The organism is Catellatospora coxensis, from assembly GCF_016862635.1.
Classification (GTDB): domain Bacteria; phylum Actinomycetota; class Actinomycetes; order Mycobacteriales; family Micromonosporaceae; genus Catellatospora; species Catellatospora coxensis.
Genome location: NZ_BONI01000006.1, coordinates 132,299 through 147,535, shown reverse-complemented (window position 1 = coordinate 147,535; position 15,237 = coordinate 132,299). Strand labels below are relative to the sequence as shown.

The 15,237-nt window shown below is 71.2% G+C and carries 14 protein-coding genes; 7 read left to right on the top strand and 7 right to left on the bottom strand.

Features of this window, described 5'->3' with window-relative positions:
- Positions 1-83: 83 nt before the first annotated feature.
- Together Cco03nite_RS05340 and Cco03nite_RS05335 are read right to left on the bottom strand one after the other, a co-directional pair.
- On the bottom strand, positions 84-1,157 hold the full coding sequence (locus Cco03nite_RS05340) for a hypothetical protein (RefSeq protein WP_203689026.1): 1,074 nt from the start codon (positions 1,155-1,157) through the stop codon (positions 84-86).
- The gene (locus Cco03nite_RS05335) at positions 1,154-1,765 is read right to left on the bottom strand and encodes an RNA polymerase sigma factor (RefSeq protein ID WP_203689024.1); all 612 of its coding nucleotides are present in this window, start codon (positions 1,763-1,765) and stop codon (positions 1,154-1,156) included. Before Cco03nite_RS05335 ends, Cco03nite_RS05340 begins: the two co-directional genes overlap by 4 nt.
- Before the next feature lie 209 nt (positions 1,766-1,974).
- On the opposite strand from Cco03nite_RS05335, the gene Cco03nite_RS05330 reads away from it, so the two are divergent.
- Positions 1,975-3,243: an NAD(P)/FAD-dependent oxidoreductase gene (locus Cco03nite_RS05330; RefSeq protein WP_203689022.1), complete on the top strand. Its 1,269-nt coding sequence runs from the start codon at positions 1,975-1,977 to the stop codon at positions 3,241-3,243.
- A gap of 79 nt (positions 3,244-3,322) precedes the next feature.
- Complete coding sequence (locus Cco03nite_RS05325; protein WP_203689020.1) at positions 3,323-3,931, top strand: histidine phosphatase family protein; 609 nt, start codon at positions 3,323-3,325, stop codon at positions 3,929-3,931.
- A 196-nt stretch (positions 3,932-4,127) separates the two neighbouring features.
- Here Cco03nite_RS05325 and Cco03nite_RS05320 read toward each other — a convergent pair whose 3' ends face one another.
- Together Cco03nite_RS05320 and Cco03nite_RS05315 are read right to left on the bottom strand one after the other, a co-directional pair.
- Positions 4,128-7,118 (bottom strand): carbohydrate-binding protein, encoded by a 2,991-nt coding sequence (locus Cco03nite_RS05320; protein WP_203689018.1) that lies wholly within the window; start codon positions 7,116-7,118, stop codon positions 4,128-4,130.
- A 129-nt stretch (positions 7,119-7,247) separates the two neighbouring features.
- Entirely contained in the window at positions 7,248-8,294 is a 1,047-nt protein-coding gene (locus Cco03nite_RS05315) for a LacI family DNA-binding transcriptional regulator (RefSeq protein ID WP_203689016.1), read from the bottom strand.
- Between the two features lie 189 nt (positions 8,295-8,483).
- Between Cco03nite_RS05315 and Cco03nite_RS05310 the strand changes: the two genes are divergently transcribed.
- The 4 genes from Cco03nite_RS05310 to Cco03nite_RS05295 all read left to right on the top strand — a co-directional run bounded on the left by Cco03nite_RS05310 (position 8,484) and on the right by Cco03nite_RS05295 (position 13,223).
- Entirely contained in the window at positions 8,484-9,782 is a 1,299-nt protein-coding gene (locus Cco03nite_RS05310; protein ID WP_203689008.1) for an extracellular solute-binding protein, read from the top strand.
- Between the two features lie 69 nt (positions 9,783-9,851).
- A complete protein-coding gene (locus tag Cco03nite_RS05305; protein WP_203689006.1) occupies positions 9,852-10,751 on the top strand; it encodes a carbohydrate ABC transporter permease in 900 nt (299 codons plus the stop codon).
- Between the two features lie 97 nt (positions 10,752-10,848).
- Positions 10,849-11,637: a carbohydrate ABC transporter permease gene (locus Cco03nite_RS05300; RefSeq protein WP_239167142.1), complete on the top strand. Its 789-nt coding sequence runs from the start codon at positions 10,849-10,851 to the stop codon at positions 11,635-11,637.
- Entirely contained in the window at positions 11,634-13,223 is a 1,590-nt protein-coding gene (locus Cco03nite_RS05295) for a glycoside hydrolase family 43 protein (protein ID WP_203689001.1), read from the top strand. The genes Cco03nite_RS05300 and Cco03nite_RS05295 overlap by 4 nt, the downstream gene beginning before the upstream one ends.
- Before the next feature lie 32 nt (positions 13,224-13,255).
- Here Cco03nite_RS05295 and Cco03nite_RS05290 read toward each other — a convergent pair whose 3' ends face one another.
- Positions 13,256-13,687 carry an AfsR/SARP family transcriptional regulator gene (locus tag Cco03nite_RS05290; protein WP_203689000.1) on the bottom strand — a complete coding sequence of 144 codons (432 nt, stop codon included), beginning with the start codon at positions 13,685-13,687 and terminating at the stop codon, positions 13,256-13,258.
- A 331-nt stretch (positions 13,688-14,018) separates the two neighbouring features.
- Here Cco03nite_RS05290 and Cco03nite_RS05285 point away from each other — a divergent pair, with 331 nt between their 5' ends.
- Positions 14,019-14,216: a hypothetical protein gene (locus tag Cco03nite_RS05285; RefSeq protein WP_203688997.1), complete on the top strand. Its 198-nt coding sequence runs from the start codon at positions 14,019-14,021 to the stop codon at positions 14,214-14,216.
- A gap of 75 nt (positions 14,217-14,291) precedes the next feature.
- Here Cco03nite_RS05285 and Cco03nite_RS05280 read toward each other — a convergent pair whose 3' ends face one another.
- Positions 14,292-14,732 carry a VOC family protein gene (locus Cco03nite_RS05280; protein ID WP_203688995.1) on the bottom strand — a complete coding sequence of 147 codons (441 nt, stop codon included), beginning with the start codon at positions 14,730-14,732 and terminating at the stop codon, positions 14,292-14,294.
- A gap of 10 nt (positions 14,733-14,742) precedes the next feature.
- Positions 14,743-15,234, bottom strand: a complete 492-nt coding sequence (locus Cco03nite_RS05275) for a helix-turn-helix domain-containing protein (protein WP_203688987.1) — start codon at positions 15,232-15,234, stop codon at positions 14,743-14,745.
- Positions 15,235-15,237: the final 3 nt, after the last annotated feature.

Here is a 15,237-nt window from a genome sequence, read left to right as displayed (position 1 = left end):
TTCATACTCCCCCGACCGGGCGGGGTGCGGGAGCCGGGCCCGCGCACGCGGCGCGGGCCCGGCCGAGGCCGCCGGCGAGCGGATCAGCGCTCGTCGAGGCTGTCGACGATGTTCTGCCGCCAGGTGGCGTGGTAGTCGACGAGCGGGTCGAACTTCGGGCCGGACCTGGGCGGGGTCAGGCGCAGCCGGTCGTCGAGGCTGATGCTGCGCCGGCCGACGGCCCACGCGGTGACCGGGTCGAACAGGATCTCGATCGCCGAGTTCCCGTCGGTCTGGCGGATCGCGACCAGCTCGATGTCATCGATCATGACCGTGCCGGCGGTGAGCCCGTCCATGCCCTGGAACGCGCGCAGCAGCGCGGCCCGCAGTTGCGGGCTGAGCAGGATGTCGCACCTCTGGTAGAGGTAGGTCATGGCGTCCCAGAGCTGCTGGTCCTTGGTGAACGTCTCGTTGTCGGGGACGTCGGCCCGCAGCAGGGCCAGCAGCGCCTGCGGTTCCGTTGTCAGTCCGGCAAGCCACTGCGGGGTCGGCGACACGATGCTCGGGCCGTTGTCGCGCAGGAAGTTGCGGGCGTGCTCCAGGTCGCCCTCGCGGTCGGCGCGCCCGCTGTCGAACATGTTCTCGTCGCCGTTCAGCACCTTCAGCGGGATCATGCCCTGCGGGTCCAGCCACAACTCGCGCGGCTGGAACTCGACCGTCCCGGCCCAGTTGTCGGTGAGGTGGACGGCCCAGCCCTCGATGAGCACGTGTACGAACTGCCCTGCTCGCAGGTCGACGGTCTGGGCGCGCTCGGCGGTGCGGGCGAGCTCCTCCAGCGCCGTGATCGCCTCCGGGGTGGTCCGCGTCAGCCCGGGGTTCGTGCCCCGCTCGGTGGGCAGCGGCTGGTGGGAGGCCTCGACCAGGGCGATGTTCGGGGTGGCGAACCGGTGGCCGCCGACCCCGCCGACGGTCACCGCGCCGAGCGCGACCGCCGTCACGGTCAGGCCCGCGGCTACCGGGACCAGCCATCGGGCCAGCCGCCGCGGAGCCCGGCCGCGTGCGGCGGCCTGCCGGGCGCTGAGCAGGTACCAGGTGCGGGAGACGGACTCGTCGGACGGGTCGGGCGAGCCCGGGGGCAGGTCGCGGACCGCGGTGAGGTCGGCGTCGGTGCGGGTCATCGGGAGCCTCCAGTGGCGGCGAGCGCGGACTTGATCTTCGTACGGGCGCGGTGCAGCGCCGACTGCACCGAGCCCAGCGGGATGCCGAGCGCCTGGGCGATCTCGGCGTACTCCAGCTCAGCGACGGCGAACAGCAGCAGCACCTCGCGCTGGCGGCGGGGCAGCTTGGCCAGGGCGGTCGCGACGCGGGCCACGGCGCGCTGCGCGTCGACGCGCTCCGCGGAGCGGGCGTCCGGCGCGACCTCGTCAGCGGCGTGGAACTGGGCGGCGGCCACGGCGCGTAGCGCCCGGACCTCGGTGCGGCGGTGGCGGCGCAGCAGGTTGCCGCAGATGCCGTACAGCCAGGGCAGCATCGCGCCGCGGGTGCTGTCGTAGTGGTGGCGCTGCTCGTACGCCACGAGGAAGGTCTGCGCCACGACGTCCTCGGCGACCTGCTCGCCGACCCGCTGGGCGGCGTAGCGGAGCAGGTCACGCGCGTACGCGTCGAACATGGCACCGAGGTCCGCCGGGTCGGGCGGCTCGGTCGTGCCGAAGGCGTCGGGCGGTTCGGCGGCCTCGACCGGCGGGGCGGCGCCCGGCGGCGGGTCGTGCTGGGTCGTCACGGTCATGCCAGTACTTGCCCACACGCGCCGGCCATGTTCCCGGTTCCTTCCGTCGCGCCCGGCCGCCCCGCGTCGCCGGGCCCCGTCGCCCGGGACGTCGAGGCTACGGGTCGGCGCGGCTGCGCGCTCGCCCCGCTCCGCTCCGCGGCACGTTTTCCGGACGACTGCCGCGTTTCCATGGACCGGTGGACGGGCGATGCGGGAGGCTGGACGGCATGAGTGCGGACGAGCGGGTATTCGTCATCGTCGGTGCGTCGCTGGCCGGGGCCAGGGCCGCCGAGGCGCTGCGGGCCGAGGGGTTCACCGGCCGGGTGTTGCTGATCGGGCAGGAGGAGGAGGTGCCCTACGAGCGCCCCCCGCTGTCCAAGGGCTTCCTGCAGGGCAAGGACCCGCGGGAGAAGGCGTACGTGCACCCGCGCGAGTGGTATGCCGAGCACGACATCGAGCTGATGCTCGGCCGCCGCGCGCTGGCGGTGGACCCGGCCGCCCGCACGGTGACGCTCGACGGTGACGAGCAGGTCTCGTACGACAAGCTGCTGCTGGCCACCGGCTCGAAGGTGCGCACCCTCGACGTGCCCGGGGCGGACGCGGACGGGATCCACTACCTGCGCGCCTACCCCGACTCGGAGGCACTGCGCCGGGCACTGACGGCCGATCCGCGGCCGCAGGTCCTGGTGGTCGGCTCGGGCTGGATCGGCCTGGAGATCGCGGCCGCCGCCCGGGGTTACGGCTGCCCGGTCACCGTCGTGACGCCCGACCGCGCCCCGCTGCGCCATGTGCTCGGCGACGAGCTGGCCGCGCTGTTCCGGGCGCTGCACGAGGCCAACGGGGTCGAGTTCCGGTTCGGCACCGGGGTGAGCTCGTTCGGCAGCCTGGACGGGGCGGTGCGCAGCGCGGTGCTCGACGACGGCACCGAGTTGGCCGCCGACCTCGTGGCGGTCGGCGTCGGCATCCGGCCCGCCACCGAGCTGGCCGAGCAGGCGGGACTGGCCGTGGACAACGGCGTCGTCACCGACGCGGGCCTGCTCACCTCCGATCCGCACATCTACGCCTGCGGCGACGTGGCCTCGTCCCTGAACCCCCTGCTGGACCGGCATCTGCGCACGGAACACTGGGCCAACGCCCGGGCCGGCGGCAAGGCGGCGGGTAAGGCGATGGCCGGGCAGGACGTGACCTACGCCCAGGTGCCGTACTTCTTCACCGACCAGTACGACCTGGGCATGGAGTACTGCGGCTGGGCCGGCCCCGGCGACTACGACCGGGTCGTGTTCCGCGGCGACCCGTCCCTGCGCGACGGCAAGTCCCCCGAGGTGATCGCTTTCTGGCTCACCGACGACGACCGCGTCGTCGCCGCCATGAACATCAACATCTGGGACGTCCAGGACGACCTCTCCGCCCTGGTCAAAGCGGGCTTCGCCGGCACCCCCGCCGACCCCGCCCGCCTCACTGACCCGTCCGTCCCCCTGCCCGCCACGCTGCGTTGATCATGAACTTATGGCACGGGTCGGCGGCGTGTCGCTGCCATAACTTCATGATCGTTGCAGCGGTCGTAGCATCTGTCCGATGGGGACGCGGCTGATCTTCGTACGGCATGGGGAGTCGGTGCACACGGTCGAGCGAATCGTGGGCGGGCGTGCGGGATGCCGCGGGTTGACGGCGCGAGGGCACGAGCAGGCGGCGGCGGCCGCGCGGCGGCTCGCCGGGGATGTGCCGGGGCCGGTCTCGGTGTACTCGTCGGTGCTGCGGCGGGCCGTCGAGACGGCGGCCCCGATCGCGGCGGCGCTGGGCGTCGTGGCGGACACCGACTGCGGGCTGTGCACCTGGCACTATCCGGCGTACGCCGACGGGCAGTCACTCGACGTGCTCAAGGGGGCCGAGCTGCCCGGCGGGGGAGTGCACCGGCCGTTCCAGCGGGAGAACGAGAGCTGGGCGGAGCTGGTGGTGCGGACCGGCCGGGCGATCATCGACATCGCGTACCGGCACGCCGGGGAGACGGTGGTGCTGGTCGGGCACAGCGAGACGGTCAACAGCTCGTTCCACGTGCTGGGGATGCAGCCGCTGCTGCGCGCGTTCGACACCGAGGTCGCGCCGGGCTCGCTGACCGAGTGGACCACCGACGGCGACCCGGCCTCTCCGCCCACCCGCTGGACCCTGCGCCGCTTCAGCGCCTGACCCGGCCCTGGCCGCTGGACTGGGCCCCGCCTCGGCGCCTGACCCGGCCCCACCTGCTGGACCGCGCGCCGGCACCTGGCCCGGCCCACGAACTCGGATCGCCTTTGCGCAGCTCGTCGGCCAAGTGATGTTAAGAAGGGCACCTTCTATAACGCGGAGCGTTAAGAAGGTGCCCTTCCTTTGTTCTTGGCCGGGTTCAGCAGCGGGGGTGGAAGTTGCGGGTGGCGAGCATGGTGCAGAAGGTGGACTTGGCGTTGGTGTATCGGGTCAGGCGGCCGTCGGCGAACCAGGTCGAGTTGACCGGGAAGTCGAAGGTGCCGTCGTTGATGCCGTCCCAGCCGTAGCGGAAGTCCAGGTTGATGTAGACGACGGCCTTGATCACGTTGGACAGGTCGTACGTGCCGGACAGGTTCGGGATGGGGCCGTTGTAGGCGAGCAGGCTGGACAGGCGCTGCATCCACTTGTCGCCGGCGACCGGCTCCAGGCCCGAGGTGTCGGAGCCGTCCGCGGTGAAGTTCATCATCCCGGACTCCGACACGATCATCGGCTTGCCGCGGTCCATGGCGAACTTCATCATCTTCAGCACGTTGCCGTCGTGGTCCCAGCTCTTCCAGACCGCGGTGTCGTTGCCGTACGCGTCCTTGGCCAGGTACGCGTTGCGGCACTGCGACGTGGACACGTCGTAGTTCGCGGGCGGGGTGCCGTTGTACAGGTACCCGTTGTCGTGGATCGGCATGCACAGCTCGTGCGCGAAGATGGAGACGCCGATCCAGTCGGTGACGGCGTCACCGGGGTAGAGCTGCTCGTACTCGCCGCGCACCGGGTGGTAGACGTAGCGCACGTTGCCGCCGACCTGCCCGGCGATGAGCTGCCGGATCTTCGCGAAGGCGTTCTTGTACGACGCGCACGACGCGTCCGTGCAGTGGTAGAAGCTGCTGACCTCGTAGTCGATCCGCAGCTGGAACGTCGCGGCGGGGTACGCCTTGATGAAGTTGACCAGGTTCGTGAACTGCGCCGCGTGCTGGCCGTTCGCGAGTTCCTGGGTGACCGCCCGCGAGCGGGCCGCCTTGGTGTTCTCATCGCCGCTCGTGTAGCCGGGCGGGTTGTCCTTCCAGCTCACGCCTACCTGGACGACCTGGCCGCGCTGGGCGAGCTGGGTGGCGAAGTCGCGATGGTTGGTGTTGACCCAGGTCCCGGACTTGACCTCGTAGTAGACCGAGCCGCCGTCCGGGGTGTCCACGACGCTGTCCATGTCCTGGTAGGACCCGGCGGTGGACTGCCCGGCCAGCATCAGCCGCTGGCCCGCGCCCGGGGTGGTGGTCGGCGACGGGCTCGGCGACGTGGTCGGGGACGCGCTGGGCGGGACGCTGGGCGAGGCGCTCGGCGGCGGGTTGGTGGCCGAGCCGCCGGTGCCGATGAACGTCACGTAGTCGAGGTCGGCGACCGGGGACGAGTCGTTGGACTTGAACACGATCGAGATCGTGGTGACCCCGGACGGGGCGTTGCTGAGGTTGTACGTCAGGTCCTGGTAGGTGGTCCAGGAGCCGGTGCCGAGCACGCCCGGCGAGGCCAGCACCGGGCCGGTCGGGGAGCCGGACCGGACCTCGATGGTGAAGGCGGAGTTGGTGGGCCGCTGCGACGAGTAGCGCAGCTTGATCTGCGTCGGCGCGGGCGAGCCCAGGTTCAGGTTGGTGAAGGTCAGCGATGCGCCGCCGGTGTTGCCGCGCACCTTCGCGCCGCCGGACGCGCCCGCGTCGGACACGATCGAGGCCTGGCTGAGTGTGTTCGCGGACTCGGCCTGGAGCTGGCCGTACGGGTTGCCGCCGGTGCCGCCGGTCGGCGACGGGGACGGGCTCGGCGACGCGGTCGGGCTGGCCGACGGGCTCGGCTGGGTCGACGGGGACGGCTGGGTCGACGGCGACGGTCCCGTGCTCGGAGTCGGCGGCGGGGAGTACGTGCCGGTGCCGTTGACGTACCGCGCGTTGCGCAGTTCGGTCAGGAAGCGCGACTTGATCGTCGGGTCGGCCTGGATGCGCGAGTCGCCCCAGTAGCCGTTGGCGCAGCCCGCCGAGCCGGCCGAACCGGTGCACTGCCACATCGTCTGCGCGTCCCAGTGCGTGTTGATGTAGGCGACGGCCCGGATCACGTCGGCGTTAGCGGCGATGTAGCCGAAGAAGTCGGCGTACCAGGTGTTCCAGATCTGGTCGGCGGTGACCGGCTGCGGGGCCTTGTTCAGGATGCAGCTGGCGGTGCGGGTGCCGGTGGTGAAGCCCTGCGGCGAGGACTCGGCGATCATGACGGGCTTGCCGTGGCCGCGGGCGAACGTGAGCACCCGGTCCTGCAGGGCGCGCGGCGACACGTCGACCCCGCGGCAGCTCCACTGGTACGCGGCGTACGTGCTGCCGTAGAAGGCGGACATGCCGACCCAGTCCACGACGTCGTCACCGGGATACCAGACGTCGTAGTGGTTGGCGGCGGTGACCACGTAGTTCCACTCGGGGTGGTCGGCGTGCTCGTTGAGCGGCCACGCGGCCGACTGCCACACCGTGGCGACCTTGCTCGCGCCGAGAGCGTCGATGCGGCCCTTGATGTAGCGGAACGCCTGCTTGTAGAAGTCGGCGCTGTAGCAGTTCCAGGGGCCGTCGAACTCGTAGCCGATACGCAGGAAGACCTCCCGCCCGGTGTTCTTGAACCAGGTGATCAGCTCGTCGACCTTGGCGCGGTACTGCGGGGTCAGCGTGACGACGTCGGCGTCGCCGGTGCCCGCGATGGCCCGCAGCGGCTGGTTGTAGCAGCCGGTCTTGGTGTCGGACAGGTACAGCCCGACGGCCAGCGCCGCGCCCGGGTACTGCCCGAGGGTGGCGTTGAAGTCGACCAGGCCCGAGCCGTAGTCGACGCCGGAGTTGACCCCGGCCAGGGCGTCCGGGAAGACGATGTTGGTGTACAGGGTGACGCCGCCGGGGCGCGGCGCGGTCGCGTCGGTGTCCAGCACCGCCGACTTGTACTCGGCCAGCGTGGTGCTGTCCTGGCCCATGAAGAAGCGGATCTTGCCGTCGGCGGGGAGGTTGCGGCCGTTGACCGCGGCCCCGGCGGCCGGCGCGAACGCCAGCGCGCCTGCCGCCGCCAGGGTGGCAGCCAGTATTGCCCCGAACGCGGCGCGACCGCGGCGGGGGAGCGAAGAACCCATGAGTGCCTTGCCTTCCGGAGCGAAGGATCGATGGCTGGGCACGCTAGGGCCTGTTACGAACACATGTCGCGAAGTTTCGAAACTCCCACCGCAACGCGCCGCCCCGGTCGCGCTGGGTGAAGGTCGGCGTCAGCGCAACGCGGCGGTGCTGTTGCGGAGGATGAGTTCGGTGTGGAGCTCGATGCGGGGGGCTTCCAGGTGTTCGCCGTTCACCAGGCGCAGGAGCAGGCGGGCGGCGGAGGCGCCCATCTCGTGCAGGGGCTGGCGGATCGTGGTCAGCGGCGGGGCGGTCCACTGGGCGTAGTGCAGGTCGTCGAAACCGACCACGGACAGGTCGTGCGGGATCTGGCGGCCGACCAGGCGCGCGGCCTCGTAGACGCCGGTGGCCTGCTGGTCGCTGCCCGCGAAGATCGCGGTGGGCGGGTCGGCCAGGGCGAGTAGCTGCTGGGCGGCGCGCAGGCCGCCGCTGTGCTGGAAGTTGCCGTAGCGGACCAGGTCGCGGTCGGTGGGCAGGCCCGCGGACTCCAGCGCGGCGCGGTAGCCGGCGATCCGGGCGCGGCTGCACAGCAGCTGCTCGGGGCCGCCGATCGCCCCGATCCGGCGGTGCCCGAGCTTGATCAGGTGCTCGGCGGCGGCGTACCCGCCGGAGAAGTTCGTCGCCCCGACGCTGGGCACGTCCGGCGGGGGCTGGCTGACCCCGTCGACCACGACGAAGGGCAGGGTGCGGCGCTGGAGTTCGGCGCGCTGGTCGTCGGACAGGTCCGACAGGACCAGGATCGCTCCCTGCGAGCCGCGCGAGATCAGCCCCTCCAGCCAGCGCCGGGTCAGGCTGGCCCGGTTGTGCACGGCGGAGACGACCAGGCCCAGCCCGGCGGCCTCGGCGACCTGCTCGACGCCGGTGAGGATCTCCAGGCCCCAGGCGCTGTCCAGCTCGTTTATGACCAGATCGATCAGGTCGCCGCGCTGTGTCTTGCGGCGCGGGGCCCGGGGGCGCTGGTAGCCGTACCGCGTCAGCAGGGTCTCGATCCGGCGGCGGGTCTGCGGCGAGATGTCGCTGTGGCCGTTGAGGACCTTCGACACGGTCGGCACGGACACGTTCGCCTCGCGGGCGATGTCGCCCAGCGTGCAGCGCGGGGCGGCGGCGGTCCGGCCTGGGGTTTCTGGTGCTGCGGTCACCGAGACAGTTTCGCAACACCCTCGACCGGATGACCACCATGTTTCGAAACTTGTTCTCGTTTGTTTCGGCCGCTCCTAGGTTGCTGTCACCGCGCCGCCGCCGGAGCTCCTCGGCATCCCGGCGGCGCGGCGCTCCCCCCAGAACTCATTTCCGGGCCGCCCGCCGGCCCGTTCATCGAGGAGGAACGCATGGCAGCAGGAGGCGTGTTCGCCCGCAGGGGCGTTCGCCTGGCCGCCGGTCTCGTCGCCGGAGCGCTCGCGCTCACCGGCTGCGGCGGCGGCGACGACAGCGCCGGCGAGGGCGACAAGATCACCCTCACCGTCGCCACGTTCAGTGACTTCGGGTACGAGCCGCTGGTCAAGGACTACATGGCCGCGCACCCGAACATCGAGATCAAGCTCCGGGTCACCGAGTTCGACCAGCACCACAAGCAGCTGGCCACCCGCCTGGGCGCGGGCGCCGGCGCGGCCGACATCGAGGCCGTCGAAGAGGGCTACATCCCGCAGTTCCGCCAGTCCAAGGACAAGTTCGTCAACCTGGCCGACTTCGGCGCCAAGGACCTGGCCAAGCAGTGGCTGCCCTGGAAGTGGGAGCAGAGCCTGGCCGACAACGGCAACTTCGTGATGGGCCTCGGCACCGACATGGGCGGCCTGGCCCTGTGCTACCGCTCCGACCTGTTCAAGGCGGCCGGCCTGCCGGTCGAGCGGGACGCGGTGTCGGCGCTGTGGACCGGCTGGGACGAGTACTTCGCGGTCGGCGACCGGTTCATCGGCTCCGGCAGCAAGGCCAAGTGGTTCGACGGCGTGGGCAACATCTACCAGGCCATGATGAACCAGACCCCGTACGGCTACTTCGACACCTCCGACGCATACGTCGGCGACAGCAACCCGGCCGTGAAGACCGCGTTCGACAAGGTCGCCGCGGTGGCCAACAAGCCGGGCATGTCGGCCAAGCTCGACCCGTTCAGCCAGCAGTGGAACGTCGGCTTCAAGCAGGGCACGTTCGCCACGCTGCCGTGCCCGAGCTGGATGCTGGGCCTGATCAAGGACGGCTCCGGCCCGGAGAACGCCGGCAAGTGGGACATCGCCAAGATCCCCGGCAACGGCGGCAACTGGGGCGGGTCGTTCCTGACCGTGCCGAAGCAGGGCAAGCACGCCAAGGAGGCGTACGAGCTGGCGAAGTTCCTCACCTCGCCGGAGTCCGAGGCCAAGATCTTCCAGAACGTCGGCTCGCTGCCGTCGCAGCCGGAGACCCTGAAGAACCCGGCCGTGCTCGGCTTCAAGAACGAGTACTTCAGCAACGCCCCGGTCGGCGAGATCTACGCCAAGTCCGGCGAGACCCTGCAGCCGAACTACCGCGGCACCAAGGACGCCGACGTGCGCCCCGTCTTCGGCCGGGCCCTGGCCCGCGTCGAGCAGGGCAAGCAGTCGGCGGCCGACGCCTGGACGCAGGCCCTGTCCGAGGCCGGCAAGGCCCTCGGCAAGTGAGAACCCGGGCGGCACGGCGCTACCTCTCGGCGCCGTGCCGCCCCCTTCTACCCCTTTCCAGGAGCTGACATGCGCGGGCGCCTCGACCGGCACCTCACCCCGTACCTGTTCGTCGCACCGTTCTTCGTGCTGTTCGCCGTGTTCGGGGCATACCCGCTGCTGGCGACGCTGTGGATGTCGCTGCACGACTGGCACCTCATCAACGGCGACGGCGGTTACATCGGCCTCGCCAACTACAGCGACCTGTTCGCCGATCCGGACTTCTGGAACGCGCTGGTCAACACGCTGAGCCTGTTCGTCATCTCGACGGTGCCGCAGCTGTTCATCGCGCTCGGCCTGGCCGCGCTGCTCAACACCAAGCTGCGCGGGCGCACCTTCTGGCGCGCCGGGGTGCTGGTGCCCAACGTGGTGTCCGTGGTCGCGGTGGCCCTGGTCTTCGCCCAGGTCTTCGGCCGCGACTTCGGCATCGTCAACTGGCTGCTCGGCCTGGTCGGCATGGAGCCGATCGACTGGCCCGCCAACGTGTGGTCCTCGCACCTGGCCATCGCCGCCATCGTGACGTGGCGCTGGACCGGCTACAACGCGCTGATCTACCTGGCCGCGATGCAGGCGGTGCCCAACGACCTCTACGAGTCGGCCCGCCTGGACGGCGCGTCGACCTGGAAGGCGTTCTGGACCGTCACGGTGCCGATAATCCGACCGACGATCCTGTTCACCACGGTCGTGTCCACCATCGGCGGCCTGCAGCTGTTCGCCGAGCCCCTGCTGTTCGAGTCCAAGGGCGCCTCGACCGGCACCGGCGGCTCCGACCGGCAGTACCAGACGATCACGATGTACCTGTACGAGAAGGGCTTCACGCTCTTCGACGCCGGCTCCGCCGCCACCATCGCCTGGGTGCTCTTCCTGATCGTCGCCCTCTTCGCATTGTTCAACTTCGCGGTGGTACGCCGCACCGTCGCGAGCCGCTGAGGAGCCCTCGATGACCACCACCACCGCAGCCACCGCCGTGCCGCGCCGCCGGCGCCGCGCCCGCCCCGCCGGGGGACGCGGCCGCCCGCTGATCTATATGCTGCTGGCCGCCGTGCTCGCCTCGTCGATATTCCCGCTGTACTGGACCTTCGTCGTGGCCAGCTCCGACAACAGCGCCATCGGCGAGGCCACCCCGCCGCTGGTGCCGGGCGGCAACCTGATGGAGAACATCAGCCGCGTCTTCGAGAGCTCCGAGTTCTCCCTCGCGCTGATGAACTCGGCGATCGTGGCCACCACCGTCGCCGTCGGCAACGTGTTCTTCTCGGCGCTGGCCGGCTTCGCGTTCGCCCGGCTGCGCTTCCGCGGCCGCAACGCCCTGCTGGTCACCGTCGTGGCGACCATGATGGTGCCGACCCAGCTCGGCATCATCCCGCTCTACCTGCTCACCACCGAACTCGGCTGGACCGGGCACCTGCAGGCGCTGATCGTGCCCGCGCTGGTGTCGGCGTTCGGCGTGTTCTGGATGCGCCAGGCCGTCGACGAGACCGTGCCCAACGAGCTGGTCGAGGCCGCGATGATGGACGGCTGCTCGCTGGTGCGCATCTTCTGGCACGTGGCGCTGCCCGCGATCCGGCCCGCCGCGGCGGTGCTGGGCCTGTTCACCTTCATGGGCGCGTGGAACGACTTCTTCTGGCCGCTGGTCGTGCTCAACCCGGAGAACCCCACCGTGCAGGTCGCGCTGTCCGTGCTGGCCAGCGGCTACTACACCGACTACGCGCTGATGCTGACCGGCGCGCTGCTCGGCGTGCTGCCGGTGCTCGGCGTGTTCCTGCTGCTGGCCCGCCAGATCGTCGGCGGCATCATGGCGGGCGCGGTGAAGGGATGATCCGCAACCCGATCCTGCCCGGCTTCCACCCGGACCCGTCGATCCTGCGCGTGGGCGAGGACTACTACGTCGCCACGTCGACGTTCGAGTGGATGCCGGGGGTGCGCCTGCACCACTCCCGCGACCTGGTGCACTGGCGGCCGCTGGGCGGCGCGCTCACCGAGCCGCGGCTGCTCGACCTGACCGGCACGCCCGACTCCGGCGGGGTGTGGGCACCCTGCCTGTCGTACGCCGACGGGGTGTTCTACCTGGTGTTCACGAACGTCGCCGGGTATGCGGGCGGGTTCTGGGACGTGCCGAACTACGTCGTCACCGCGACCTCGGTCGAGGGGCCGTGGTCGGACCCGGTGGTGCTGCACGCCCGGGGCTTCGACCCGTCGCTGTTCCACGACGAGGACGGCCGCAGCTGGCTGCTCAGCAACGACCTCGACTGGCGGCCGGGGCACCACTGGTCGGCGGGCATCATCGCGCAGGAGTTCGACCGGGCCACCGGCAAGCTGCTCGGCGAACCGGTGACGATCTTCAGTGGTACGCCCGCGCTGTACACCGAGGGGCCGCACCTGTACCGGCGCGACGGCTGGTACTACCTGCTCACCGCCGAAGGCGGCACGGGCTGGGACCACCAGGTCACGGTGGCGCGGTCACGAACGCTGCTCGGGCCGTACCAGGTCGATCCGCAGACGCCGCTGGTCAGCGCGGCGCGCGAGCCGAGGCTGCCGCTGCAGAAGGCGGGGCACGGCAGCCTGGTCGACACCCCGGCCGGGGAGTGGTACCTGGCGTACCTGGTCGGGCGGCCGCTCACCGAGCGCGACGAGTGCGTGCTCGGGCGGGAGACCGCGCTGGCCCCGGTGAACTGGACCACCGACGGCTGGCCGCGCATCGAGGGAGCACGGCCCGCCCTGACCGTCCCGGCGCCCGACCTCGCTCCGCACCCGTGGCCCGCCGAGCCGGCGACCGACGACTTCGACGCGCCCGTGCTCGGCCCGCAGTGGAGCACGCTGCGGCGGCCGTTCCACGCCGACTGGGCGTCGCTGCATGCCCGGCCCGGCCACCTGCGGCTGCACGGCGGGCGCTCGCCGTCGTCGAAGTTCGACACCAGCCTGGTGGCGCGCCGGGTCACCGCGGCGAAGTGCGGCTTCGCCGCGTCCGTCGAGGCCGATCCGCGCTCGCCGCAGCAGCTGGCGGGGATCACCGCCTTCTACAACACGCGCAACTGGCACTACGCGTACCTGACCTGGCGGGAGGGCCTGGGCCGCTGCCTGGAGCTGCTGTCCTGCGACCGGGGCCGGCTGCACCGCCCGCCGCACACCCCGGTCCCGGTCCCGCCGACCGGCCCGGTCCACCTCCGGGCCGACCTGGACCTGCCCGACCTGCGCTTCAGCTGGTCGCTGGACGGCCAGGACTGGCAGCGCCTGGGCTCGGCGCTGGACGCTCGCATCCTGTCCGACGAGCACGCCATCGAGGCCAGCCCCGAGGGCGTCTTCCAGATCTGGGGCTTCACCGGCGCCTTCGTCGGCCTGTGGTCCCACGACCTGTCCGGCAACGCCATGCCCGCCGACTTCGCCCACGCCACCTACACCGCCTGAGGCACCGTCCAAGGCAAAGGAAGGGCACCTTCTTATCGCTCCGCGTATAAGAAGGTGCCCTTCTTAACCTCGGCCTTCTGTCCGAGGTCGTGTACGGCGACCGCCGGATCGAGGGCGCGGTATGCCGTCCGGCGGGCCCGGTGCAGGTCCACGCTCACGTGATGGGCCAGGTGGATCTCGTCAGGACGGACGTCGAGCGCGTCCCGGGAGGGCCGGGGCAGGCGCGCCAGCGCCGAACGCAGGTTGGCGTACGCGCACCGTTCCGGCGCGGCGGGCCACAGGGTCTGCGCGACCAGGGCTCGCGGCACGGCGGCGCGGCAGCGCATCGCCACGAAGGCCAGCAGCCGGGCCGATCCACCCGACAGCGGCACGGGATCGTCGTGCACGGCGAGCTCGAATCCGCCGAGCAGCGAGAGGTGCGCCGCGGGTGCCGCCCTGTCGTCCTGCGCCCGAGGTAGGGACATCACCAACTCGTCTCGCCTGCCCGGCTGCGGCGCCCACCGCACCCACGAGCAGCCTACGGTCCTGACCATGCCGGTACAGGCCGGATGCCCGATCTGTCCGCTGCGCCGCCGGGGCCGTCACGCCCGCGTCACGTTCGGGTGACGGCGTCCGACCCAGAATGAGTGACCGGAAGCGTTGATCACCGACCGAGGGGAGGAAGACCCCATGCGTACCCGAAAGGTGTCAATTCTATTCGGCACCGCCGCGATAGCGGCCACCCTGGCCGTGTCCGCGCCGGCCTCCGCCGCGCCGGCGTCCTCCGGACCGGTTTCCGCCGCACGGTCGTCCACGGTGGCCGTGCAGGAGCAGCCCGTCATGGATCCGTGGCGCGACGGCTACCGGCAGGGCTACCGCGACGGCTTCAAGGACGCGAAGGAGGACTGCCAGCGTTCGTACGCCAGCCGGCAGTTCGACAACTGGAAGTTCGCCCAGGGCTACGAGGCCGGTTTCGGCGACGGGTGGGAGGCCGGTGTGGCCCGGTACTGCTGACACCGACACCTCAGGTGGGAGGCAGGCGAGGGCACCCTCCGCCGGGGCCCTCGCCATCGCGTACGGGACCGCGGGTCAGCCCCGGGGGTAGTCGAAGTTCTCCGGGGTCCACTGCTTCTCCTCGACGAGGACCAGCCAGTTGCCGGAGTTGTCGCGCATGACCGCCTCGACGCCGTACGGGCGGTCGGCCGGCTCCTGGAGGAAGACCACGCCCTTGGCGCTGAGCTCCTCGAACGTCTTGCGGCAGTCGTCGACGCTCAGGCCGAGCCCGCCCATCTGGCCCTTCTCCAGCTGGCGGCGTACGAAGTCGGCGGCGTCGGCGTCCAGCGGCGGCCCCGGCGTCATCAGGGTGACCTGCAGTTCGGGCTGGCTGGGGTGGCGGACGGTGACCCAGCGGAAACCCTCGCCCATGGTGATGTCGGTGCCGGGCTGGAAGCCGAGCACGTCGACGTAGAAGTCGCGGGCCTTGTCCTGGTCGAGGCAGTACACCGTGACCAGCGAGATGTTTGTGATCATGTCGTCAAGCCTAGGAGTCGGCGCTGAGCTGGGGCTTCTCCGAGATTGCGCCGCCCGCCAGGTCCCGGTTCGGGTGGCCGGTGGTGCCGCCGAGGTCGAACACGCCGCGCATGAACAGGTAGCAGCCGGGCACGTGCGGCCCGCCCCGGGCGGCCCAGCGGTCGCGGTATCCGGTCGGCGACTCACCGGTCAGCGCCGAGAACCGGGCCGAGAACGAGCCCAGGCTGGCGAACCCGACGATCATGCACACCTCGGTCACCGTGAGGTTGGCCAGGCGCAGCAGGTCCTGGGCCCGTTCGATGCGGCGGCGGGTGAGGTAGCGGATCGGGGTCTCCCCGTACGTCGCCTCGAAGCTGCGGACGAAGTGGAACTTCGACACCCGGGCGACCCGGGCCAGCCGGTCGAGGTCGAGCGGCTCGGCGTAGTGGCGGTCGATGTGGTCGCGCGCCCGTCGCAGGTGGGGTAGCAGCTCCACCGCCACCGGCCGGGTCAGCCTCGCCATACG

What these genes read in the sequence shown, in the direction of transcription:
- Cco03nite_RS05320 (WP_203689018.1), bottom strand. Translation starts at nt 7,118, where the DNA reads ATGGGTTCTTCGCTCCCCCGCCGCGGTCGCGCCGCGTTCGGGGCAATA.
- Cco03nite_RS05290 (WP_203689000.1), bottom strand. Translation starts at nt 13,687, where the DNA reads ATGTCCCTACCTCGGGCGCAGGACGACAGGGCGGCACCCGCGGCGCAC.
- Cco03nite_RS05340 (WP_203689026.1), bottom strand. Translation starts at nt 1,157, where the DNA reads ATGACCCGCACCGACGCCGACCTCACCGCGGTCCGCGACCTGCCCCCG.
- Cco03nite_RS05310 (WP_203689008.1), top strand. Translation starts at nt 8,484, where the DNA reads ATGGCAGCAGGAGGCGTGTTCGCCCGCAGGGGCGTTCGCCTGGCCGCC.
- Cco03nite_RS05305 (WP_203689006.1), top strand. Translation starts at nt 9,852, where the DNA reads ATGCGCGGGCGCCTCGACCGGCACCTCACCCCGTACCTGTTCGTCGCA.
- Cco03nite_RS05300 (WP_239167142.1), top strand. Translation starts at nt 10,849, where the DNA reads ATGCTGCTGGCCGCCGTGCTCGCCTCGTCGATATTCCCGCTGTACTGG.
- Cco03nite_RS05295 (WP_203689001.1), top strand. Translation starts at nt 11,634, where the DNA reads ATGATCCGCAACCCGATCCTGCCCGGCTTCCACCCGGACCCGTCGATC.
- Cco03nite_RS05275 (WP_203688987.1), bottom strand. Translation starts at nt 15,234, where the DNA reads ATGGCGAGGCTGACCCGGCCGGTGGCGGTGGAGCTGCTACCCCACCTG.
- Cco03nite_RS05325 (WP_203689020.1), top strand. Translation starts at nt 3,323, where the DNA reads ATGGGGACGCGGCTGATCTTCGTACGGCATGGGGAGTCGGTGCACACG.
- Cco03nite_RS05280 (WP_203688995.1), bottom strand. Translation starts at nt 14,732, where the DNA reads ATGATCACAAACATCTCGCTGGTCACGGTGTACTGCCTCGACCAGGAC.
- Cco03nite_RS05330 (WP_203689022.1), top strand. Translation starts at nt 1,975, where the DNA reads ATGAGTGCGGACGAGCGGGTATTCGTCATCGTCGGTGCGTCGCTGGCC.
- Cco03nite_RS05335 (WP_203689024.1), bottom strand. Translation starts at nt 1,765, where the DNA reads ATGACCGTGACGACCCAGCACGACCCGCCGCCGGGCGCCGCCCCGCCG.